This is a genomic window from Chitinophaga sp. 9-1-y (genome assembly GCF_059511905.2).
Genome location: NZ_CM197955.1, coordinates 142734 through 165828 on the forward strand (window position 1 = coordinate 142734; position 23095 = coordinate 165828).

Here is a 23095-nt window from a genome sequence, read left to right on the forward strand (position 1 = left end):
GCTAAAAGCTAAAAGCTAAAAGCTAAAAGCTAATTGCTTTCTTCCGCTTTAATCCCTGTTTGGGTAAACACGATCTTCCGTTGTTTATATAAATTTCCAATTGTCATTTTAAATGTCTTCTTGCTCATACCAAAGAACTCCTGGATTTCTTCAGGTGTAGACTTGTCATGATAAGGCAGGTAGCCATTATTTTCTTCCAGCAGGCGCAGGATTTTCTCTGCTTCATCTTCTACCCTGCCGAAGCCGGGTTTGCCGATGATGAGGTCTATTTTGTCTTCTTTGATCTGGCGCACGAAACCTTTCACTTTATCACCAATTTCGAGTGAGCGGAAAATTTCGTTGTGGTGCAGGATACCGGTGTGTTGGTTATTGATGATGGCTACGTATCCGATGTCGGTACGGCGGTAGATGACCAGGTCAACGGGGTCTTTTTCCTGTACGGTCAGGTTTTCATTGCTGAGGAACCTGTCCAGTTTTTCGGTGGCGGCGAGGCGACCGGTTTGCTCATCGATGTATATTTTCACCAGGTATTCCTGGCCGGGTGCCATGCGGGTTAATTGTTGGGAGGTGGCTACAAATAAGTCTTTCATGAGTCCCCAGTCCAGGAAAGCGCCTTGTTTGGTTACGCTAACGGCTTTCAGCAGCACCACATCGCCTACGATACCGAAAGGGCGCTGGGTGGTGGCGATCAGGCGGTTTTCGGAATCATGATAGAGAAATACTTCCAGTTCGTCGCCTATTTGTGTACCATTGGGTACAAACCTTGTTGGGAGCAGGATTTCCTGATCTATGCCTTCGAGGTATACACCAAAATCAGCTTCTTTTTTTACCCTTAACAGGTTGTATTCACCCACCTTTATCATAAAATTCGATTAATAGTCTGGGTGCAAGTTACTTATAGATTGCCGGATTGCGAGAATCATATTCTGCTTACTTTTGTAAACATCAGCGATTCACTGGTTACCTGTAATGCCTGGAGGACTGATCTAAACCAACCAAACCATCTTATGACGATTTTATCATTTACCCTGATCCTCCTGTGCGGGGCCTTTACGGCCGGGCTATTGGGGTCGCTGACCGGGCTGGGCGGCGGCGTAGTGATCATCCCTTTGCTTACCCTGGTATTTCATGTAGACATCCGCTATGCCATTGGTACAGCCTTAGTGGCGTCTATTGCCACCTCTTCCGGATCTGCTTCGGCATATGTAAAGGAAGGCATTACGAACATCCGGCTGGGAATGTTCCTGGAAATCGCTACTACTACGGGCGCCGTGGTAGGGGCCTTGATTGCTGTGTATATGCCCACCAATGTGGTGGCCATTATTTTCGGGCTGGTGCTTATTTTTTCTTCGCTGATGTCTTTCCGTAAGAAGATGGAAGCCCCTGCCGGGGATCAAAAAAGTAAGCTGGCGACGCAGTTGCGGCTCAATAGCAGCTATCCTACTGCCGATGGCGTGGTGAATTACGAGGTACATCGCGTACCTGGTGGTTATTTCATGATGACATTTGCAGGGGTCATGTCCGGGTTATTGGGCATTGGTTCCGGGGCATTGAAAGTGCTGGCGATGGATAACATCATGCGTATTCCTTTCAAAGTATCTACAACCACCAGCAATTTTATGATTGGGGTAACGGCAGCTGCCAGTGCCGTGGTATACCTGCAGCGCGGCTATATTGCGCCCGGATTATGTATGCCCGTGGTATTGGGGGTGCTGGCGGGGGCTTTTGCCGGTTCCAAATTGCTCACCCGTGCCAATGTAAAATGGCTGCGTATAGTCTTCAGCGTAGTAATTGGCGCACTGGCATTGCAAATGATCTATAATGGTATCACCGGAAAATTATAACCTATGAAAAAGTTTTTCTCTAATTATCTCCGGGACAAGGATATTCAGCAACTGATAGGAAAACAGCTGCGGGTAGGCGTAATCACTTCCAGCATTATTGTATTGATTGGTGGGGTGATTTATTTGATGCGCCATGGTCATGAACTGCCTTCCTATGGCGATTTTACCGGTGTCCGTGAAGGATTAACCAACCTGCCGGGAATCTGGCAGGGCGTGCTGGAAAACAAGGGCATGAATATTATCCAGTTGGGAGTAGTATTGCTCATTGCTACGCCAATTATTCGTATAGCCTTTTCTGTTATAGCTTTTTTACTGGAGAAAGACTACCTGTATGTGGTGCTTACACTGGTGGTACTGGGGGTTATTGTATTCAGTATGACTGGTGGGCTGGCGGGGTAAAGCCCGTATAGCCTATCGCCTTCGGCGATTGTCTTTTCCAGGATTATACTGATTATACTGATTTTTGGATTTAAAAAAGATAATGGGGAGATAAAAAGCGAATGCTTATATCTCCCCATCTATTTAAATCTACTCCGGAAAATCAGTATAATCAGTATAATCCTGGAAAAGACAATCGCCGAAGGCGATATTCATCGCTACAGGCTTACCGCAATCACCGCATCGGTGGCATCCGGAGCCGTTGCCGGTAGCTGGATGACCAGTTCTTCGCCGTTGATAGTAGTGGTGAGTTTTTTGCCATTGGCCAGTAATTTGGCGTTATTCACTTTCCCTTTCACGCCAGGCACGTGGAGCAGACCATCAGCCGGCCAGTTGAATACGTGCAGGTACAAGGTGGTGTTGTTCCCACTTTTCTTTTGGGTGCAGCGGCCCCAATCCTGTGTTGGCAGCGGGCTGCCCTGCGTGCCATAAATCGATTCCCCGTTTACTTTCATCCACTGACCTATGCCTTTTAATGCGGTGAGACTACCTTCCGGGAATTGACCCAGGGCATCAGGGCCTACATTGAGGAGGTAGTTACCATTTTTGGAGGCGATATCTACGAGGTTACGTATAAGCGTTTCCGTGGTTTTCCATTTATGATCATAGCTTTTATATCCCCAGGTGCCGTTCATCGTCATGCAGGTTTCCCAATCGCGTCCATCCAGTTCTGACTGGGTGGGAATTTTTTGTTCGGGCGTTTTATAATCGCCCGGGAAATTGGGGCGTTTCAGCCGGTCGTTGGTGATGATATTGGGTTGCAGGGCGAGTACTTCCTGCAGTTTTTGTGCATATTCATCGGTCATGTTGGTAGGGGTATCCCACCAGAGTACAGCTACGTCTCCGTAATTGGTGAGGAGTTCTTTTACCTGTGGTACCGCCACTTTATCGATATATTCAGACATGGTAGCACTGGTTTGCAGTGGGTCCCAGTGGCCGGTATTAGCCAGTGTATAAGCGTCTATTTTGGCAGAGTCAGGATTAGGCCATCCTTCGGAAGCTACTTTGCGGGCAGCGGCGCCGCCGGGGTTATTCCAGTCTTGCGCCTGGGAGTAGTAGAAGCCCAGTTTGAGGCCGTATTTTTTGCAGGCGGCAGCCAGTGGTGTGAGTACATCTTTACCATACGGGGTGGCATCTACGATGTTCCATTTGCTGGCATTAGATTTAAACATGGCGAATCCGTCGTGGTGTTTGGCAGTAATCACGATGTATTTCATGCCGGCGTCTCTGGCGGTTTTTACCCAGGCGTCTGCATCATATTTAACCGGGTTGAATTCTTTGGCGTATTGCTGGTATTCCAGTACGGGTATTTTAGCGCGGTTCATGATCCATTCGCCGCCGCGGCCAACCTGTTGACCTTTGTAGTTGCCGGCCAGCTGGGCATAGTCGCCCCAGTGGATAAACATGCCGAAGCGTGCTTCCCGCCACCATTGCATGCGTTGATCATGTGTGCGTGTAGTTTGTGCAAACAGGAGGGATGCCGGTATCAGCAGCGCCACCAGGAACAGGAACCGTTTTTTCATAAACATAATGTGGATGTTGTATATAATGCAATCGTTTGCATAATATTGGTAAAAAATAAGCGCAATGCGCTTTTATCTTCCAAATAACCTACTAAATATCTATAAAAAAAACGGATCAGAATGGGCTGATTTTACCAGAAGCTAATATTTTTTTATGTAGATATTTTGTTCGTGAAGGGGTTGGCTTCAAAAACAAAATATCTACAGCTATTCGTGTGGTTAGGCCATCTCTACTTCACGCAGTTCCAGCACCTGGGTAGTCCAAACACGCAGTTCATCTACCAGGGCAGGGTTGTTCAGGAGAGATTGTCCGTAAGAAGGAATCATTTTTTTCAGCTTCAGCTGCCATGCTTCGGTTTCTACTTCTTCGCGGAAGCAGCGTTTCAGCAGGTTCAGCATAATAGATACCGCCGTAGAAGCGCCTGGAGAAGCGCCCAACAGGGCTGCAATAGAGCCATCAGCCGCACTTACCACCTCTGTACCGAATTCCAGGATACCACCGTGTTCCGGATCTTTCTTAATTACCTGTACCCGTTGTCCGGCAATTTCCAGTTCCCAGTCTTCCATTTTCGCTTCCGGGAAATACTCGCGCAGCGCGTCCAGCCGGTCTTCCGGCTTCTGCCTTACCTGTGCAATCAGGTATTTGGTCAACGGAATATTATCCAGGCCGGCAGACACCATTGGGCGAATATTGTTCGCCTTGATAGACAGTGGCAGGTCCATGAAAGAACCGTTTTTCAGGAACTTGGTGGAGAACCCGGCATAAGGACCAAACAGCAAGGCTTTCTGGCCGTCAATCATGCGGGTATCCAGGTGGGGCACCGACATAGGAGGCGCGCCTACAGAGGCTTTGCCATATACTTTTGCACGGTGTTGTGCGATGATTTCAGGGTTGTTGCAACGCAGCCACTGACCACTTACCGGGAAACCGCCGAAGCCTTTTCCTTCCGGAATGCCTGACTTTTCCAGCAACGGCAGGGATCCGCCGCCAGCACCTATAAAAACGAATTTTGTATTGATGTTCTTTTTTTCGCGGGTTTCACGGTTCTTCACCTTGATTGTCCAGCTACCATCTTCTTCTTTCTTAAAGTCACGTACATCATGATTGAAGTGGATGGATACGCCGTCCATTTTTTCCAGGTAGTTAAACAACGCGCGGCTCAAAGCGCCAAAGTTCACGTCTGTGCCCATTTCCATATGGGTAGCTGCTACTTTCTGGGAAGCATCGCGTTCTTTCATCACCAATGGCATCCAGCTGCTCAGCTTCTCCGGATCTTCCGAATATTCCATGGTTTTGAAAAGATGACACTGCTGCAGGGCTTTGTATCTTTTTTTGAGGTAATCCACATTTTCTTCTCCCCAAACAAAACTCATATGGGGAATGCTTTGTATAAATTCGTGTGGATTGGAAATGATGTTATTTTCTACCAGGTAAGACCAAAATTGGCGGGACACTTCAAATTGCTCTGCAATGTTCACCGCTTTCTTAATATCTACTGATCCATCCTGTTTTTGCGGTGTGTAGTTCAACTCGCAAAATGCGGAGTGACCGGTACCAGCATTGTTCCATGCATCGGAACTTTCAGCTGCCGCCACATCCAGTCGTTCAAAAATTTCAATGGTTAATTCTGGTTCCAGCTCTTTGAGGAGCATTCCCAAGGTGGCACTCATGATTCCTGCGCCGATTAAAACCACATCCGGACCTGTTCCAGCCGTACGCTTGCTTCTAAACATAACCCCATTTTTATTCGAGGTGCAAAGTTACAATCAAAACAATTATGCAGGGTGATTAAATTGGTCGTTTACTACACTTTAACAATACTATTACAATTCTTTCTGAATGGATTGAAAGTTGTGAATGTGTGAATCGTCCACCAGATTTTATATTTTGGTTAAACATCAGGCAATTAAATAATGAACTACCCGGAAATATTATTTTTATTATATGATGAACAGACGCACATTTTTTAAAGGAGTATCTGCCGCAGTCATTATATCCGCTTGTGGCAAAATGGTATCTGCGGTAAGTCCCCGCCACTTCGACAGCAAAACCGTATTCCGCTTTGCGGTTGGGTCTGATTGGCATTTTGGCGAGCCGAAAACACCGTCCGAGCAGTATTTTCAAGACCTGCAAACGGCGTTTAATCAATACCAGCAACAATATCCCTGCGAGTTCTTTGTACTCAACGGCGATATTATCCACAATGATCCCGCGCTGTTGTTACCTGCAGCCGCTAAACTAAAGCAATTGCACCCCCAACTGCTGGTCACACACGGTAACCACGACATGGTATCTGCCGCGGCCTGGGAAGCCGCCTGGGGAATGCCGCTGAACCATGATGTGGTGATCGGCAACCAGGTAATTTTACTTGGCAACACCGCAGATGACAAAGGAAAATACCTTTGCCCCGATGTAGACTGGTTTGCCCGTAAACTGGAGCAATACAAAGCGGCCGCCAATATATTTATCTTCCTACATATTACTCCCGTAAAATGGACCGATAACGGGCTGGATTGCACCGAATTCCAGGCCCTCATCAAAAAGTACCCTAACATCAGGGCCGTCTTCAACGGACATGACCATGACCAGGACAGCGTGAAAATGCTGGATGGCAGCAAAATACCTTTCCTGTTCGACGGCCACATCGGGGGTAGCTGGGGCGTAGGCTACCATGGCTTCCGCGTAGTGGAATTAAAAGAAGACGGCAGCCTCCTCTCCTTCATCATGAATCCCCTTAAACGCCAGAATGAACGCGTATTTCCGAAAGTTTAGGTATTTTGCCGGTACATTCGGGATGCTAAAAGAAATACTATGCTGGAGGAACTTGAAAAAGACTACGGATTTACCTATCCAACGCTCTATAAACAATTATATAAAGACGGTATGCTGGACTGGGGAGAGTTTGGGGAAGACTGGCTGGATAAGGTATATCCTGCCATTAAAACAGCCCCTCCCTTGCTACTCTATGCCAACGACCTGGAGGTAATGGCGCTGACTACTGTAGATGAGGAAATGGACGAAGGACTACTGTTTGCCGATCCGGTTCACCAGTTTGTTCCCTTTGCCATGAGTGGCGCGGGCGACTGGTTCGCTTTCTACTTTAACCTGCAGAATGGCGAAGACGTGCCTATTGTACAGGTTTTTCACGATGTTAATGAAGCCTGTATCCTGGCTAAAAATCTACAGGACTTCATCTTCCTGCAAATGCTGGAAGCCGTAACAGACCTGGATCCTAAGCATCCATCGCTGATTGTGCACGGCAATATGAAAGAGAATTGCAGCAACTTTCTGCGTACCCACACCCCTTACCTGACGCCACGTCAGGCTAAACTGGTAGAAGCCGTATACGACTTCGGCCGGCTCACCAATGTGGCCTTACATGATATTGTGGAGAAAGAAATGAACTTCGAATGGCTGGATAGTAGTTTCCCCTACCAGGTAAAGGGGTAAGCTGAAAGCATAAAGCGAAAAGCAAAAAGCTATTGAAGCGATTGACCAGCGGGTATAATCCAATCCGCAACTGTCAATCGCTTCAATAGCTTTTTGCTTTTCGCTTTATGCTTTCAGCTATTCTTTATAAAAATCAATCAATGCGCCAAAATACTGTTCTTCCCAGCCCGCAGTAATATCTTCAAACGCTTCGTCCGGGATATTGACATGCTTCAATTCCACATCTGTACCTTTGGGGGACGGGTGTAGCTTAATGGTCACAATAGAAGCATTGGCCATATCTTCTTCATCATCATCCCCAAAATACCACTGCTGCACAATTTTCTTGTCGGGCTCAAATTCCAGGTTTTTACCCACAATACTGGCTTCCCATAAGGAAAACTCAGAACCAGGCTCTGTAGACATTTCGGCTACTTCGCCGGTCCACAACTGGATGGTGGCAGGATTGGTGAGTGCGGCATACACTTCTTCCGGCGGCGCGGCCAGTATAAAATGTTTTTTATAATCTTTCATGGTTTCAAAACTATAATTAATTATTTTCCTATAAAAATTGAGTGTATGCAATTTACCAAACTGATCCCAAATATATTTTATTCAGATATGAGTGTGGGTTTGCTGCTTTTTGTAGACACACTCGGTTTTTCAGTAGCTTACAGAGATGATAGCGGAGAACAACCCTTCTGCATCATTAAGCGCGACACCCTGGTCATTCATCTCATAGAAAGTCATGAATGGGCCATCAAAGACCGGCCCCAGATACGGCTGGAAACGGATGATATTGAGGCTGCGTTTGCACTGGCCAAAGCAACACATCCCGAACTATTGCATCCCAACATGCCCGATATACGCCTGCAACCCTGGGGCGCACTCGAGTTTGCCTTAAAAGATAAAGAAGATGTTTGTGTGATTATACAACAACCAGCGTAAGATTGTTTTTAAAGTTTAGCTATCCCATATGATGAAAGTCTCTCAAAAGCTGTACAATGAAAAATTGCGTAGTCCCGGCGAACGCCTTACCAGACTGGCAGGAACCCTTGTGTTCATGATACTCGTGTTAGGTATAGCCGGGTTTCTTGTTCCACGAAAATTTAATGATGGCGTTCTTACCTGGGTGCTTTTTGGCTTGATAGCGCTATATTTCATAATAGACACCATCTACACAAAAGTACTGGTATCTATTCATTTTGATTATGAACTGGAAACCGTTATTATTACCAGCAGTACCTTATTCACCAAACCCCAAACAGCACAAATCCCTTTCTGGGAGCTGCGCTTCAAAACCGGAAAAGAAGGGAAGCGATTTATTCCCTACCTGGATATTTACCAGGGTAAAAAAAAGATTATCCGGCTAAATCGTGATAGTATTGGCGAACATACTTTTGATATGATCAACGAAGAATTCTCCGCACTGGCGTTATAACTGTTCATTTCCGGTCATGTTTTGTTCGTTAATGAACAAAATAGTTCACCGGAGAGGCTGTAAATCCTTTACAGGCAATGCTTGCAACTATGGCAATTTTCTTGTGTCTTTAACATGCCCGATTCTAAAACCGATTGTTATGGTAAAGAACTACCTGAAAATTGCGATCAGAAATTTGTTAAAGCATAAGCAAATTTCCTTTATCAACATCTTTGGTTTGTCTGCCGGCATGGCGGTCACCATGCTGATAGGCCTGTGGATATGGAATGAAATATCTTTTGACAGATACCATGATCACTATGACCGTATCGCCATGGTATGGCAGCGGGCTATTGCCCCTACGGAATCAGGCGCCTTTGACGCTATACCGATGCCCCTGGCGGCAGAATTGAGGAATAACTATCCCAATGATTTTAAGCAGGTGGTACTCATGGGCGATGGTACGCACACCGTTGGGTTCGGAGATAAAAAATTTACGAGCAGGGGTGCCTTCATGGAGCCCGGCGGCCCGGAACTATTTAGCCTGAAAATGCTGAAAGGCAGCCGCGCAGGACTAAAAGACCCCGCCAGCGTGTTATTGTCGGCCTCCTTTGCCAAATCGCTCTTCGGGGATAAGGAACCCATGGATCAGCTGATAAAGCTGGATAACAACAACGGTCTCACTGTAAAAGTAACCGGTGTGTATGACGATTTGCCGGAGAATACCACCTTAAATGATATCAAATATATTCTTCCCTGGGAACTGTATGTAACCAAATGGGATTGGGTGAGAGGCGCCAAAGATCAATGGGATTTCAACGCTATGCATATTGCGGTGCAACTGGCCGATAATGTGGACATGGAGAAAGTGTCGGAGAAGATAAAAAATGTGATGACACTACATCCCCGGAAAGACCAGCAATTTAAACTGGAGCTTTTCCTGCATCCCATGCGCAAATGGCATCTTTATTCCGGCTTTGAAAATGGCGTGCAGTCGGGTGGCCAGATTCGTTATGTCAAATTGTTTGGCATCATCGGCATATTTGTGTTGTTGCTGGCTTGCATCAATTTTATGAACCTGAGCACGGCGCGTTCAGAGAAACGCGCTAAAGAAGTAGGCATCCGCAAAGCCATCGGATCTATGCGGGGACAACTCATTGGCCAGTTTTTGAGCGAGTCAGTTTTGGTAGCCCTGTTTTCTTTTGTGTTGTCTTTATTATTTGTAGTGGCAGTGCTGCCATGGTTTAACCAGGTAGCCGACAAACATATTCATATTCCATGGACCAACCCCGGATTTTGGTTAGCAGGCATTGGTTTCAGCTTATTTACGGGTTTTTTGGCAGGTAGTTATCCCGCTATTTATCTGTCTTCCTTTCAACCATTAAAAGTATTAAAAGGCACTTTCCGGGCGGGCCGTTATGCTGCCGTGCCCCGCAAAACATTGATAGTAGTACAGTTCACCGTGTCTATTATTTTAATCATCGGCACTATTGTTATTTACCGGCAGATACAGTTCGCTAAAAATCTTCCGGTGGGATATAACCGCAATGGATTACTTTCTATTCAAATGACTACACCGGAAATTTATTCCAACTTCAATGTGATCAAGACAGAATTAAAGGCAAGTGGTGCTATCACGGAGATGACCGAATCCCAGGGGCCCATCACAGATATCTGGACCAGCTCTTCCGGCTGGGAATGGAAAGGACGCCAGCCGAACCAACTGGATGGCTTCGCCGTGATTGGCGCCAAGTACGGCTACGGCAAAGTAGTAGACTGGCAGTTTATATCAGGGCGTGATTTTTCAGAGCAGTTTGCCACAGATTCCATGGGACTGATACTAAATGAAGCAGCGGTGAAGTATATGGGATTGACAGCTCCTGTAGGAGAAACTATCAGGAAAGATCATGAGGATTATCATGTGCTGGGGGTTGTTAGAAATATGATCATGGCATCACCTTATGAGCCGGTGCAACCCGCTATCTATTATTTCCTGAAAGAAGGCGGCAATTTCGTTAATATGCGGGTTAACCCCGAAATAAGCACCAGCAAAGCGTTGACAACCATTGGGCAGGTGATGCAAAAATATAATCCTGCCGCTCCTTTTGAATATAAATTCGCCGATGAAGAATATGCGAAGAAATTCCGGGAAGAAGAGCGCATCGGACAGCTATCTACCTTTTTTGCCGTGTTGGCTATTTTGATCAGCTGCCTTGGTTTGTTTGGCCTGGCGTCTTTTTTAGCAGAACAAAGAACGAAAGAAATAGGTATCCGCAAAGTAATGGGAGCTTCCGTATTTCAGCTCTGGCAAATGTTGTCGAAAGATTTTGTAGTGCTGGTAACGCTTTCCTGTTGCCTGGCCATTCCTGTTGCCTGGTATTTTCTGCATAAATGGTTAATGCAATATTATTATCACACCACTATCGTGTGGGAAATCTTTGTATTTACCGGTGTAGGTGCATTACTGATTGCACTGATAACAGTGAGCTACCAGGCGGCCAAAGCGGCGATGGCGAATCCTGTTAAGAGCTTACGGGCAGAGTAATTGACAGCAACGGACGAAAACGATTAAGTAAAGTATTTGTCTGGCTGTCCTTTAAAAAAAGTATTTTTATCATGTAAGAATTTTCAACCAGATCTGGCATGATGAGAAATACATTGTTGGTATTACATCTGTTTTTTTGTTGGCTGTTGGCTACTCCTGGTCAGGCACAGTCATGGATACGTATTAACCAGCTGGGATATCTTCCCAATGGTGTTAAAGTAGCCGTTTGGGGAGCTAAAGAAAGTGGGTTACCACACAGCTTTCAGCTGATATCAGCGGCCACGCAGCAAGTAGTGTATACTGGTACTGCCAGCACAGACTTTGGCGCCTATGGACCTTTCCAACAAACCTGCCGTTTAAATTTCAGTGCTTTTAGAGAGACCGGAACGTATTACCTGAAAACCGGAACAACCGTTTCCCCTGTTTTTCGTATAGACGATAACGTTTATGCCAGTACGCCGGATTTTCTATTGCGTTATATGCGGCAGCAAAGAAGTGGCTTCAACCCTTTTTTGAAAGACTCCTGTCATACACACGATGGCTATACCATGTACGGTCCCATGCCGGATAGCACCCATGTGGACGTAGCTGGTGGCTGGCATGATGCCAGCGACTACCTGCAATATGTGACAACTTCCGCCAACGCCACCTTTCACTTACTGGCCGCCTACCGCGATTTTCCGGGAGTATTTGCTGATCAATACGCCGCCAACGGATTGCCCGGTGCTAACCACGTAAAAGACGTACTGGACGAAGCCCGGTGGGGCCTCGACTGGCTGCTGAAAATGCATCCCGACAGCAAAATTATGTTTAACCAGGTGGCAGATGATCGTGACCATCACGGTATGCGCCTGCCCAAACAAGATAATTTTTATGGTAAGGGCTTTGAACGCCCCGTATACTTTTGCACCGGGCAACCACAGGGATTAGGAAAGTATAAAAATAAAAGTACCGGCGTAGCTTCTACGGCAGGTAAATTTTCCAGCGCTTTTGCATTGGGATATCGTTTATTTCAACTAACGGATACCGCCTATGCGCAATGGCTAAAGCAACGTGCTTTGTCGGCCTATCAAATGGGACTGGCGCAGCCCGGCGTTTGTCAGACTGCCTCTACGCTTTCACCTTATATTTATGCAGAAGACAACTGGACTGATGATATGGAGCTGGCAGCAGCCACCTTATATCAAATCACGCATGAGTCCCGCTATCAGCAGGCAGCATGGAAAAATGCGCAGCAGGAGAAAGTAACACCCTGGCTGGGCGCAGATACCGCCAACCATTATCAATGGTATCCCTTCATTAACCTGGGACATTATGCATTGGCCACACAAAGCACGGGTACAGAGAGAAAACAACTGATCAGCTATTACAGAACCGGTATTGAAAAGGTATGGAACCGGGCGCAACATAATGCCTTTTATCGCGGGGTACCTTTTATCTGGTGCAGTAATAACCTTACGACTGCATTTGCAATCCAGTGTTATTGGTACCGGCAGCTCACGGGAAGTAATGATTTTGAGGCATTGGAGCAGGCCAACATCGACTGGCTGTTTGGCTGTAATCCATGGGGAACCAGTATGGTATATGGCTTGCCTGCACAGGGAGATACGCCTGAAGATCCTCATTCTGCCTTCTCTGTTATTGGACACTACCGGGTAGACGGTGGTTTGGTAGATGGCCCGGTGTATACCAACATCTACAAAAATCTCATCGGCATACGTTTGGCAAGGCCGGATGAATACGCGGAGTTTCAAAGCAATTTAGCCGTATACCACGATGATGAAGGTGACTACAGCACCAACGAACCCACTATGGACGGCACGGCTTCGCTGGTATACCTGTTGGCAGCCAAAGCGCAGGAGGGCGCCGGAAAGCGGCAATACGATCACGGTGGCATTATCCGGGGAGATAGTAGTCGTAAACAGTTGGCACTTGTTTTTACGGGAGATGAATTTGCGGATGGAGGCACTGTGATACGAACTACGCTGCGACAAGCACAAGTGCCCGCTTCGTTTTTCTTTACAGGGAAATTTTACCGCGATCCTGCCAGGAAAACACTGATACAACAACTGAAAGCAGACGGTCATTACCTGGGACCTCATGGGGATCAGCATCTGTTGTATTGCGACTGGCAACAACGCGACAGCCTTTTGGTGACCCGGTCACAATTCCTCGACGATCTGACTGCCAATTACAACAGCATGGCGGCGGTTGGTATCTCCCGAAAATCTGCTCCCTGGTTTTTACCTGCTTATGAATGGTATAATGATAGTATCACGCAATGGGCTGCCACAGCGGGTGCACGCCTGGTGAATTTTACGCCGGGAACAGGGGCCAACGCAGATTATACCTACCCGGAAATGGGAAAACAGTACCAGTCATCCGCCACTATTTATGATCGCATACTGCAATACGAAGCGAAACATCCCGGTGGGTTAAATGGCTTTTTATTATTGATGCATATTGGTACTGATCCAAGACGTACCGATAAATTTTACCACCAGCTTTCATCATTGATTGCCACACTAAAAAAGAAAGGATATCGTTTTTTAACACTGGAAACCGTGCTGCAATAAATACTTTTTTTCAACCAATCATCACCTATAAAAACAAATAGCGCAATTATTTATTACAACTTTTGTCTGCCTGCTTTGTTACCCAATGGATATACACAGTAAAGAAGAACTATATGATCTCTAAATCGGCTTGAATTCAATAGCGGGAATAGTCCTATTTAAGTAAACCCAGTACCTGTAATCAACCAAACAACAACTCATTAAACCTTTTTTATGCACTTATTTATGTCGACTATGATAGCAAAAGGACGACCCGTTTTGCTATGGTTACTCTTACATCTATGTGTTTTTACTGCCATGGCGCAGGTGAAAATTTCCGGCCGGGTCACGGATGAACAGAATACTCCCTTGCCTGGCATTACAGTGATTGTTAAAAACACCAAGCAAGGAGCTCAAACCGACCCGGATGGCCGCTATAGTTTTACCGCCAATATCCAACGTGGTAATTATACCCTGGCCTATTCAGGGATCGGTTATTCACCTAAAGAAAGTGTATTGGTAGTAAATGATGCCAATGGCAGCTACACACAAAATGTGCAGTTAACGGCCGCCGTGTCCAAGCTGGATGAAATAGTAGTAACCGGTACTTCCGAAGGGACCACCCGCCGTCAGTTAGGTAACTATATCAGCACCGTGAAAGCCGACGAACTGAACAAAGGAGGCTCCGGCAATGTGCTGGCAGCCTTGCAGGGCAAAACTGCCGGTGCACAGATTACACAAAACTCCGGGGATCCCGGTGGTGGTATCTCTGTAAAACTCCGTGGTATCAGTACCATATCAGGATCTACAGAACCACTGTATATTGTAGACGGGGTGATTATAGATAACTCTACCACCCGTGTTACCAACGCCGATCCCAGCTATGGCACCGGATCTACTGGCGATAATTTTGTGGGTAACGTAGGGCAAAACCGGATGTCGGATATTAACCCGGCCGATATTGAAAGAATAGAGGTGCTGAATGGCGCCGCCGCTGCCGCCATCTATGGTTCCCGTGCCAATGCCGGTGTAGTCCAGATTTTCACTAAAAGAGGCAGCACAGGCGCCCCGGTAGTGAATTTCTCCACCACTTTTTCTGTTAACCAGCTTCGGAAGAAGTTAGACGTCAATAACGCCCCCGTTAAATTCGGGGGATCGCCCAATGACTCTACCCAAAATATATTGACACCGGCCGTGGTGAGTACGACCCCGGTAAAACGCTACGATTACCAGGATTATATTTTCCGTACCGGCGTGGGTACCGACAATAATATTTCTGTAGCCGGTGGTAAGGACAAAACAAAATATTACGCCTCTGCCAGTTACTTTTATAACCAGGGAATTATTAAGAACACGGATTTCAGTCGCTACAGTTTCCGGTTAAACCTGGATCAGGAACTCGCCAGCTGGATCAGCTTTAATGCCAGCCTGAACTATGTGTATAGTAAGTCAGATGAAAAACCAGATGGTAACACGTTTTATTCTCCCATGAACTCCGTGACTATCATTGGTAACTACTACGACATACAACAGCGTAACGCCCTGGGACAACTCCAGAAAGTAGGTGAACGCGGAAGGGTAAACCCGGTATCGGTTATAGAAGATTTCAGGCAGCAGCAACATGTAGGCAGGGTGATAGCCGGTGCGGGCTTTAAGCTGCGGCCTATTAAAAATCTGACCGTGGATTATCGCATGGGCATAGATAATTACAGCCAGGACGGTACTACGTTTATGCCTGCCTTTGCTTACTTTGTGAGCCCCGGATTTTATGGCGGCGGTGTATCCCTTGATCCCACACAGAATGGCTATGCCAGTGCCGGAAATAACAATTCATTCATGATTAACCATGACCTGAATGCCACCTATAACTGGGATATTAATGATAAGCTCAGTTCTGTTACGCAGGTAGGTTATTCGGTACAATATCAACGCATGCATTACACCCTGGAACAAGGCAGGGGGCTTCCACCGTTTGTACAAACCTCCGACAGGGCTACTACGATTATTCCCGGCGCAGATCAACGAACAGAGCTGTCTGTTTCCGGAGAGTATATTCAGCAGAATTTTAAGTACCGCAACCAGTTATTTGTTACCGGTGCACTTCGGGTAGACGGATCTTCTGTGTTTGGTGTGGATGAAAGAAACCAGCTTTACACTAAGTTAAGTGGTAGCTATGTATTATCTGGCACCGATTACTGGGCGAATTCAGGCCTGGCCAAATGGTGGGATTTGCTGAAGTTCCGCGCGGCTTATGGAGAATCAGGTAACCTGACCGGTATCCCTGCCTATGGCCGTTATAATACTTATAATGCTACCGCGTTTATTGGTGCTTCCTCGTTTCAATCGCCTTCCACGTACACCAACCCTAATGTAAAACCAGAGAAGCAAAAAGAACTGGAAATTGGAACGGATATGGCTTTCCTGAATAATCGTATATCCTTATCCGTTAACTACTACAAAAAGCGCGTGGAAGATTTGTTGATTAGCCGTGCGATTGCACCTACGAATGGCTATTCTTTCTACCTCGACAATATCGGTACGCTTCAAAACTCGGGCCTGGAGGTAGTACTGAACCTCACACCTGTAAAAACAAAAGATTTCAACTGGAACCTGACAGCGATTTACAATCACAATAAAAACAAAGCGGTAGACATCGGGCAATCGCTGATTCTTTATAATACGGTAGGAGGTGCGCCGATAGGGATTGCCAATGGAGAACCTATTGGATTCTTCTATGGTACTTTCTTTGCCCGCGACGACAACGGCAATATGCTGAAAAACGCTGCCGGCATACCTGTAACAGAAAGAGGTACCCAGTTAACGCCACTAACGTATACGGTTGCACGTGACCCGGCTACCGGGCTACCGCCTACCACCAAGCCCGCCCTGAATAAAAAAATCGGAGACCCCAATCCTAAATATACTGCTACGCTGACCAGCGATTTTCAGTATAAGAAGCTGGGATTGCATATTCAACTGGACGCTGTACAGGGCGTAGATGTGTTTAATGCAGATTTCAGAACAAGGCAAGGCGTAGACAATGGTAAAATAGCAGAGCAGGAAGACAAAGGTTTATTACCCCGTGGTTTTATTTCCGGCAACTATAACATCCAGGAATGGCGGATAGATGACGGCTCTTTTGTAAAGCTGCGTGAAGTGTCTTTCAGCTATGACTTTGGTAAAATTAAAGGGTTTAGTGATTTGTCGCTGAGCCTGGGCGGACGGAACCTGATTTCATGGGATCACTACAAAGGCTACGATCCGGAAATAAATGCAGCCGGACAAAGTTCTGTGCTGCGTGGCATCGACTTCGGAGCAGTACCTATTCCAAGAAGTTTCAATTTCTCCGTACGCGCAAAATTCTAAACCCATCAAATACGATCTATTATGAAACGATATATTCCATATAGCTTATTAATTGCCCTGGTATTTTCTTTGATCACCGCCTGTAAAAAAGATTATGCCGATCCTTCAGGCCCTTCTTCAGAGCAAGCATATAGTTCTCCGGTTACGTTAGCTGGTGTGGCAGTAGGTTTGCAGGCATGGTATGTAAAAGACCGCGTAGGACTGTTATATAATACCGTTGCTTCCGGCAGTTTATTGACGAAGGAAACATTTGTGACCAATCCGGGTAATACGGATGAAGCGCAGATAGATGCCGGCGGTAGCAGTATATTAAACACGAACGCAGTAGTGACCCAAATGTGGGCAGTAACCAATAAGATCCGCTATGAAGCCGACAGTGTACTGCGGAGAACCAACACGGTTGTAACCGACAAGGCTTTTGCCAGTGGGTTGATCGGTTACACCTCCATATTTAAAGCGCTTGCCATAGGCATACAGGCTAATTTCTGGGAGCAGGTGCCTGCCACTACCGGTAAGCCAGATACCACCACTACAGATGTAAGTTTTGTTCCTGGTAAACAAGGATATACAATGGCGGTAGCTACGTTAGATAATGCCATCAATACCATTAAAGCGACACCTATCAGTAGTAGTTTTGGCGTAAATGTACCCAGTAGTGTGAACATCATTAATACTTTGTATGCCTTAAAAGCCAGGTACGCATTATACGCAGGAGACTATGCTGCTGCTTTGGATGCGGCTAATAACGTAGACCTTACCGTAAAGTCTACGCTCTCTTTTAATCAGCAGATTACCAACCCGGTTTTTACCCTGGTAACGGCTACCAATAATATCTATAACGTGGTAGATTCTTCGATGGGCTTGCCGGTGGGTATCCAACCGGATCTGACTGATCAACGGGTACCGTTTTATATTCTAAATCAGGCCCCCCTGAAACCGCGTTTCCTTATCAACGGATTTTTCAAAACCAACACTACTGCGGTACCTATCTACTTACCAGGGGAAATGACATTGATAAAAGCCGAATGTTATGCGCGTCAGCATAATGTGCCTGCCGGCCTTATAGAATTGAATAAGGTGGTGACCAAACAGCCTTCCGCAGATGCTTTTGGAGTAGGGGCGCAGTTGCCTCCTGTTGTTGCAGCTACCGAAGCTGATTTGCTGAATTTAATTTATAAGCATCGTCGGATAGAGTTGTTTATGGGCGGGCAAGAACTGGAAGATTGCCGCCGGTTTGGAAGACCACAGGCAGAGCGGAAAAGAAATTATTTCCCTTATCCTTTTGTAGAAAGAAACGATAATCCGAATACACCGCCGGATCCGGCGCTTTAAGTTTTTTTGTAAAGGTTGCCACCGTACGTGGCAACCTTTTTTAATTCGGTTTATAAAACTTCCGGGTTGGCAATATTAACCGGTTGGCCATTTACAAAGCTCATTACATTTTCAAAAGCTTTTCCGAAATACAGCTCGTAACTCTCTTTTTCCACATAGCCCAGGTGTGGTGTACATACTACATTGGGCATTTGCAGCCATTCGGAATGGGGGTCATATATAGGTTCTTCTTCGTACACATCTATACCGGCAAACCCAGGTCTGCCCTTTTTAAGGCAGGTAAGCAAGGCGCCTTTTTCAATGAGTTCTGCCCTGGAGGTATTGATGAGTACAGCGGTAGGTTTCATTAAGCTAAGGTCGGCGGCTTTTACAATGCCTGTTGTACTGTTGTTTAACCGGAGGTGCAGGGAAATAACATCTGTATTTTGGAAGAAGTCTTCCTTCGTAGCTGCTTTTTCAAAACCATCCTGTACCGCATTTTCTCTTGACTGCTCACTTCCCCATACCAGTACTTTAGCGCCAAATGCTTTGGCATAACCGGCTATCATTTTCCCTATTTTTCCGTATCCCCAGATGCCGATTGTTTTCCCATGAACAGTGGTGCCGATATTAACCTGCCATTGTCCGTTTTTCATGCCTTCTATAGCGGCGGGAATTTGCCTGAGCGTATTCATGATCAGTATCCAAGTGAGTTCTGCCGGCGCCACAGGAGATCCAATGCCTTCTGCTACGGCTACCTTGTGTTTGGTGCAGGTTGCCAGATCAAGATGTGCGGCTATTTTCCCGGTTTGACTGATGAGTTGCAAATTGGGTAACAAAGTGAGTAGTTCGTCGCTTATTTTCGTTCTTTCCCTTGTTAATACAAGCACCTGCGCATCTTTCAGTTGAGCTGCCAGTAAAGCAGGATTTTTTTCCGTGTGATGAAGTACCGTTACTTCCTGGGATGCCAGTAATTTAAAGCAATCAAGACGCCTGATAATATCTTGGTAGTCATCCAGAATAGCTATTTTCATGTGCCGGGTTTTAATGAGGTATGCAAATTACTTTTTTATGGGGAGATGGCCTCTGCTGTTTTTGAATCGATCGTATTTCAAATAGTCGTGATGATGAATGCCTTTTATCATTCCCCGAAAGTTGTTATCTTGCTCTCAGTTTGAATATGAACCTATACACTACCCTGCGCATGGGCGCTTACCACATCAACCATTGTGAAGATTATCTTTTTACAGATGCCATTGGCCGAAATAAAATCGTTTGCGCAGTAATGGATGGATGTACCATGGGAAAAGACAGCTACCTGGTAGCCACAATAGTGGGCAAGTTATTACGGAAGATTTGCAAAGCGATTAGCTACAAAGAATTCTATACAAAAGAGTTGACCACCTATACGCTGGATAATTATCTTAAAGCAATATTGCAGGAGTTGTTTAGTGAAATCAAAATACTCAAAAATCAATTGCAGCTGGAACGGGAAGAACTATTGACCACTTTAATCATCCTGCTGGCAGATACGCAGGCAGGTAAAGGCGTAGTATTAGCTGTTGGTGACGGCGTAGTAAGTGTTAACGGTGTGCTCACATCTTTTGATCAGGATAATAAACCTGATTATCTTGGATTTCATTTATCGGCTGATTTTGATACCTGGTATCATGCCCAACAACAGCGAATTTTTATCGATACACTGCAAGATATCAGCATTGCCACAGACGGTATTGAATCATTTACTAAAGTAGCCGCGCCAGCCAATAATGAAATCATTGATCCTATAGCATTTTTATTGCAGGATAAGATTGCAATGGGAAATGAGGAGATATTGAATATGAGGTTGAAAACGCTGGAACATCAGTATGGGCTTAATCATACGGATGATTTGGCGGTAATACGACTGGTGAAATAACTATATTATGACCCGACAAACATGGTTATTGCCCCTTTTTATGTTGATGACTTTGTACGCATCAGGCCAACAAACTAAACAAGTTAGAAGGAAGCAGGTGAACCAGGATAGCGTGTATACCTTTGTGCAAACACCACCGGAGTTTCCTGGTGGTGACGCTGCATTATCTAAATACCTGTTAAAAAATATCCGTATGTCGAAGGATATGCTGGAGGAAGGACAGTTTTCTTCTTGTGTCAGCTTTGTTATAGATACCTTGGGGTGTGTGAGTAATATAAAGCCGACATATACGTCAAGGAGTGTGGGGACATTGGATAGAGCGTTCATGCATGTAGTGGAGATGATGCCGGCATGGTGTCCGGGCAGGGAATATGGGAGGAAAGTAAAAGTACTTTTTGTGTTGCCATTACAATGCATCCTTCCGTAGGAAGAATAGTTACTGCGCGAGTGCTTTTATCATTTCTTTAAAAATAAAGCCGTGAAAGGGAAGCACCGCATACCAGTATAGATGCCCTGCCAGTCCATGTGCACGGAAGGTGGCTGTTTGGTGCAGTATATTATCTTCATCAATATAAAATTCCAGCCAGGCTTCTCCCGGCAGCTTCATTTCTGCATATAGCAATAGCCGTTTTTCTTCTCTGCTGGCATGAGCAACCCGCCAAACATCCAGGGCCTCACCTGTATGGATGTCATGTGGATGCCGGCGGCCACGACGAAGTCCCGGTCCTCCACAAAGCTTATCAATAAAGCCTCTTAGCTGCCAGAGCCAGTTGCCATAGTACCAGCCGGTGATACCGCCAATGGAAAATATTTTATGCAGCGTTTGTTCAGGATGAGCCACAGCGGCAGTACGGGCATCCCGGTAGCAACCCGTGATGGGTACTGTAGTATATGCGGATATATCTTTTACTATCTCCATTTTTAATGCGCGCAAATGTATGGAATGATTTTAAAAGAGTACGTTATACCCTCTTGATTAAGCAGGCAATTTCGAAGATTGTTAATATATTTGACGACATCGTTATGAGAAAAAGATAGTCTGCTACTCCCCCAAAAATGCACTTTACCAGGAATAACAGGCCAGATATGGAAACAGCTTAATCATATAATATCCCCAAAACATTAACAACAAAGCGATCGCTTTGGAAAACAAAAAACATATGACTACTGAAGAAACATTGTACCTCTCCATTGGGCAAAAAGTAAAAGACGCCGAACAAAGCCAGATGTTCGGGAAGCCCTGCTTTAAAATTAATGGGAAAGCATTTATCTGCTTTTTTCAAAATGAAATGGTGTTTAAATTAACCGGTGATATACATGCCGAAGCGCTGAGTTTAGATGGGGCTACCCTGTTTGATCCTTCTGGAAAGAAAAGAGCGATGAAAGAATGGGTACAGGTGCCGGGAGATTATAGTGAGCAGTGGACAAAGTTTGCGAAAGCCGCGGTGAAATACGTGGGTGGAAAGTAACAGTATATCTGGTGTATCCCTGGATGAATGGGGATACATCAGATGACATTACCAGGATATCAGAGTAACAGGCCCGGTGCTCCTTGTATTTTTAGCCTGCGATAAAGAGGAAACACCGCATCTATCTGTAGTTCCTTGATCAGAGATGCCCTATTTATCAGAAGCTTTCCATCTTGTTTTGTATTCAGGGTATCTTTGCTGCCATCTTGCCTTAGTAGTATAACAGTGGCTAAAAGTGTTTTTTTTGTTGTAGCATCTCTAACCATGCCCGCAATTTTTTCTTTACCAACATCATTTAGTTCTAACATTATTTCGCCCAGCACTGTGCAACCATCTTTGCCGGAAATGCCATAATGTGGAAAACGATTGATGATCTGTTCGTGAAATGGCTTGCCATTGTAAAAGAACAACGGATAGATTTGTTTTTCCTGTGCCTGGCTGGCGAAGGAAATAATTAGTAAGATAATAGTTGTGCAAAGTGATTTCGAAATATAGTGCATTACTATAGTTTTGATTGAAGGTCGCCGATTGGCGTGAATATGGATGTATTCTTTCTTATATTCATAGGGCCTACAAGATAGGCCGAACCCAGAGAAGCCGTTTTAATGGTAGGTATATTTGTTTGGGAATGATTAGAATAACTGTTTGGAAGATCCCTGTATTTTAAATATCCGGTACCCTATATATTGGATTTGAAGCGCTTTTATTGGCGAAGACTTCTCCAACAGGAACCGGCCAGTAGAGTCAGTGAGGAGTGTTGTTGTTTGGCCATTTCGTCTTGTTAGTTTAACAGTGGCATTGGCAAGTACTTCTCTTGTTTCCACATCTTTAACCATGCCTTCCACTTTTTGTTGGTCTATATCTGATAATTCCAGTAGAAATTCTCTTCCTATTACACATCCATCTCCGCCAGTAATTCCATAATCTGGGATCCGGTCAACTATCAATTGGTTGAGATACTTTCCGTTATATATTAGTTGATGGTATTTGTCTTTCGTTTGACAGAGGGTTGTTAAAGAAGTTAGTAATATGATAAGGGTTATAGGAAGTGACTTTAATCGGTAGGGCATGGGTGTTATTTTGATTTAAGGTAAGGTTTTTTTGCAGCATCGTTAACCGGAGGGGAAGGGCGTTATTTCATAATGGGGTGGGAGCGAAAACATTGGGAACAAATAAAGGTATCTAAATAGCTCAAGTTTTCTCCGAAAAATGCTTGATTATTAAGGAGATAATTGCTGGCGACTTGTTCTGCTGGCCCATTAGTAATTAAAGGCTG

21 protein-coding genes are annotated in these 23095 nt (G+C 45.4%); 13 read left to right on the forward strand and 8 right to left on the reverse strand.

Features of this window, described 5'->3' with window-relative positions:
* Nucleotides 1–29: 29 nt before the first annotated feature.
* On the reverse strand, nucleotides 30–863 hold the full coding sequence (locus AC5ZC7_RS00735) for a S1-like domain-containing RNA-binding protein (RefSeq protein WP_496160066.1): 834 nt from the start codon (nucleotides 861–863) through the stop codon (nucleotides 30–32).
* 144 nt (nucleotides 864–1007) lie between these two features.
* On the opposite strand from AC5ZC7_RS00735, the gene AC5ZC7_RS00740 reads away from it, so the two are divergent.
* Both AC5ZC7_RS00740 and AC5ZC7_RS00745 read left to right on the forward strand, forming a co-directional pair.
* Complete coding sequence (locus tag AC5ZC7_RS00740) at nucleotides 1008–1844, forward strand: TSUP family transporter (RefSeq protein WP_496160065.1); 837 nt, start codon at nucleotides 1008–1010, stop codon at nucleotides 1842–1844.
* 3 nt (nucleotides 1845–1847) lie between these two features.
* Nucleotides 1848–2243, forward strand: a complete 396-nt coding sequence (locus AC5ZC7_RS00745) for a DUF1634 domain-containing protein (protein WP_496160064.1) — start codon at nucleotides 1848–1850, stop codon at nucleotides 2241–2243.
* 197 nt (nucleotides 2244–2440) lie between these two features.
* Here AC5ZC7_RS00745 and AC5ZC7_RS00750 read toward each other — a convergent pair whose 3' ends face one another.
* Nucleotides 2441–3805 (reverse strand): alpha-L-fucosidase, encoded by a 1365-nt coding sequence (locus tag AC5ZC7_RS00750; protein WP_496160063.1) that lies wholly within the window; start codon nucleotides 3803–3805, stop codon nucleotides 2441–2443.
* 219 nt (nucleotides 3806–4024) lie between these two features.
* Nucleotides 4025–5539, reverse strand: a complete 1515-nt coding sequence (locus AC5ZC7_RS00755) for a malate:quinone oxidoreductase (protein ID WP_496160062.1) — start codon at nucleotides 5537–5539, stop codon at nucleotides 4025–4027.
* Nucleotides 5540–5750: 211 nt separating this feature from the next.
* Between AC5ZC7_RS00755 and AC5ZC7_RS00760 the strand changes: the two genes are divergently transcribed.
* Together AC5ZC7_RS00760 and AC5ZC7_RS00765 are read left to right on the forward strand one after the other, a co-directional pair.
* A complete protein-coding gene (locus tag AC5ZC7_RS00760) occupies nucleotides 5751–6578 on the forward strand; it encodes a metallophosphoesterase (protein ID WP_496160061.1) in 828 nt (275 codons plus the stop codon).
* A gap of 39 nt (nucleotides 6579–6617) precedes the next feature.
* Complete coding sequence (locus AC5ZC7_RS00765) at nucleotides 6618–7256, forward strand: SMI1/KNR4 family protein (RefSeq protein ID WP_496160060.1); 639 nt, start codon at nucleotides 6618–6620, stop codon at nucleotides 7254–7256.
* A 117-nt stretch (nucleotides 7257–7373) separates the two neighbouring features.
* Here the strand turns inward: AC5ZC7_RS00765 and AC5ZC7_RS00770 are convergent, their stop codons facing one another.
* Nucleotides 7374–7769, reverse strand: coding sequence for an SRPBCC domain-containing protein (locus AC5ZC7_RS00770; RefSeq protein WP_496160059.1), 396 nt, complete (start codon nucleotides 7767–7769; stop codon nucleotides 7374–7376).
* Nucleotides 7770–7814: 45 nt separating this feature from the next.
* Between AC5ZC7_RS00770 and AC5ZC7_RS00775 the strand changes: the two genes are divergently transcribed.
* From AC5ZC7_RS00775 to AC5ZC7_RS00800, 6 genes are all read left to right on the forward strand, one after another.
* Nucleotides 7815–8183 carry a VOC family protein gene (locus AC5ZC7_RS00775; protein ID WP_496160058.1) on the forward strand — a complete coding sequence of 123 codons (369 nt, stop codon included), beginning with the start codon at nucleotides 7815–7817 and terminating at the stop codon, nucleotides 8181–8183.
* Nucleotides 8184–8211: 28 nt separating this feature from the next.
* A complete protein-coding gene (locus tag AC5ZC7_RS00780; protein WP_496160057.1) occupies nucleotides 8212–8676 on the forward strand; it encodes a hypothetical protein in 465 nt (154 codons plus the stop codon).
* Between the two features lie 139 nt (nucleotides 8677–8815).
* Nucleotides 8816–11200, forward strand: a complete 2385-nt coding sequence (locus AC5ZC7_RS00785) for an ABC transporter permease (RefSeq protein ID WP_496160056.1) — start codon at nucleotides 8816–8818, stop codon at nucleotides 11198–11200.
* Nucleotides 11201–11298: 98 nt separating this feature from the next.
* Nucleotides 11299–13776, forward strand: a complete 2478-nt coding sequence (locus tag AC5ZC7_RS00790) for a glycoside hydrolase family 9 protein (RefSeq protein WP_496160055.1) — start codon at nucleotides 11299–11301, stop codon at nucleotides 13774–13776.
* A gap of 213 nt (nucleotides 13777–13989) precedes the next feature.
* Complete coding sequence (locus AC5ZC7_RS00795) at nucleotides 13990–17121, forward strand: SusC/RagA family TonB-linked outer membrane protein (protein WP_496160054.1); 3132 nt, start codon at nucleotides 13990–13992, stop codon at nucleotides 17119–17121.
* A 21-nt stretch (nucleotides 17122–17142) separates the two neighbouring features.
* Nucleotides 17143–18453 (forward strand): RagB/SusD family nutrient uptake outer membrane protein, encoded by a 1311-nt coding sequence (locus AC5ZC7_RS00800; RefSeq protein WP_496160053.1) that lies wholly within the window; start codon nucleotides 17143–17145, stop codon nucleotides 18451–18453.
* A gap of 50 nt (nucleotides 18454–18503) precedes the next feature.
* Here AC5ZC7_RS00800 and AC5ZC7_RS00805 read toward each other — a convergent pair whose 3' ends face one another.
* Nucleotides 18504–19466, reverse strand: coding sequence for an NAD(P)-dependent oxidoreductase (locus tag AC5ZC7_RS00805; RefSeq protein WP_496160052.1), 963 nt, complete (start codon nucleotides 19464–19466; stop codon nucleotides 18504–18506).
* Nucleotides 19467–19612: 146 nt separating this feature from the next.
* Between AC5ZC7_RS00805 and AC5ZC7_RS00810 the strand changes: the two genes are divergently transcribed.
* Nucleotides 19613–20350 carry a protein phosphatase 2C domain-containing protein gene (locus tag AC5ZC7_RS00810; protein WP_496160159.1) on the forward strand — a complete coding sequence of 246 codons (738 nt, stop codon included), beginning with the start codon at nucleotides 19613–19615 and terminating at the stop codon, nucleotides 20348–20350.
* Nucleotides 20351–20357: 7 nt separating this feature from the next.
* The gene (locus AC5ZC7_RS00815; RefSeq protein ID WP_496160051.1) at nucleotides 20358–20777 is read left to right on the forward strand and encodes a hypothetical protein; all 420 of its coding nucleotides are present in this window, start codon (nucleotides 20358–20360) and stop codon (nucleotides 20775–20777) included.
* A gap of 9 nt (nucleotides 20778–20786) precedes the next feature.
* On the opposite strand, the gene AC5ZC7_RS00820 is transcribed toward AC5ZC7_RS00815, so the two are convergent.
* On the reverse strand, nucleotides 20787–21284 hold the full coding sequence (locus AC5ZC7_RS00820) for a DUF2867 domain-containing protein (protein WP_496160050.1): 498 nt from the start codon (nucleotides 21282–21284) through the stop codon (nucleotides 20787–20789).
* 226 nt (nucleotides 21285–21510) lie between these two features.
* Between AC5ZC7_RS00820 and AC5ZC7_RS00825 the strand changes: the two genes are divergently transcribed.
* Nucleotides 21511–21819 carry a hypothetical protein gene (locus AC5ZC7_RS00825; protein ID WP_496160049.1) on the forward strand — a complete coding sequence of 103 codons (309 nt, stop codon included), beginning with the start codon at nucleotides 21511–21513 and terminating at the stop codon, nucleotides 21817–21819.
* A gap of 59 nt (nucleotides 21820–21878) precedes the next feature.
* Here the strand turns inward: AC5ZC7_RS00825 and AC5ZC7_RS00830 are convergent, their stop codons facing one another.
* Together AC5ZC7_RS00830 and AC5ZC7_RS00835 are read right to left on the reverse strand one after the other, a co-directional pair.
* Nucleotides 21879–22319 carry a hypothetical protein gene (locus tag AC5ZC7_RS00830; RefSeq protein ID WP_496160048.1) on the reverse strand — a complete coding sequence of 147 codons (441 nt, stop codon included), beginning with the start codon at nucleotides 22317–22319 and terminating at the stop codon, nucleotides 21879–21881.
* A gap of 132 nt (nucleotides 22320–22451) precedes the next feature.
* Nucleotides 22452–22655: a peptidase associated/transthyretin-like domain-containing protein gene (locus AC5ZC7_RS00835; protein WP_496160047.1), complete on the reverse strand. Its 204-nt coding sequence runs from the start codon at nucleotides 22653–22655 to the stop codon at nucleotides 22452–22454.
* Between the last annotated feature and the right edge of the window lie 440 nt (nucleotides 22656–23095).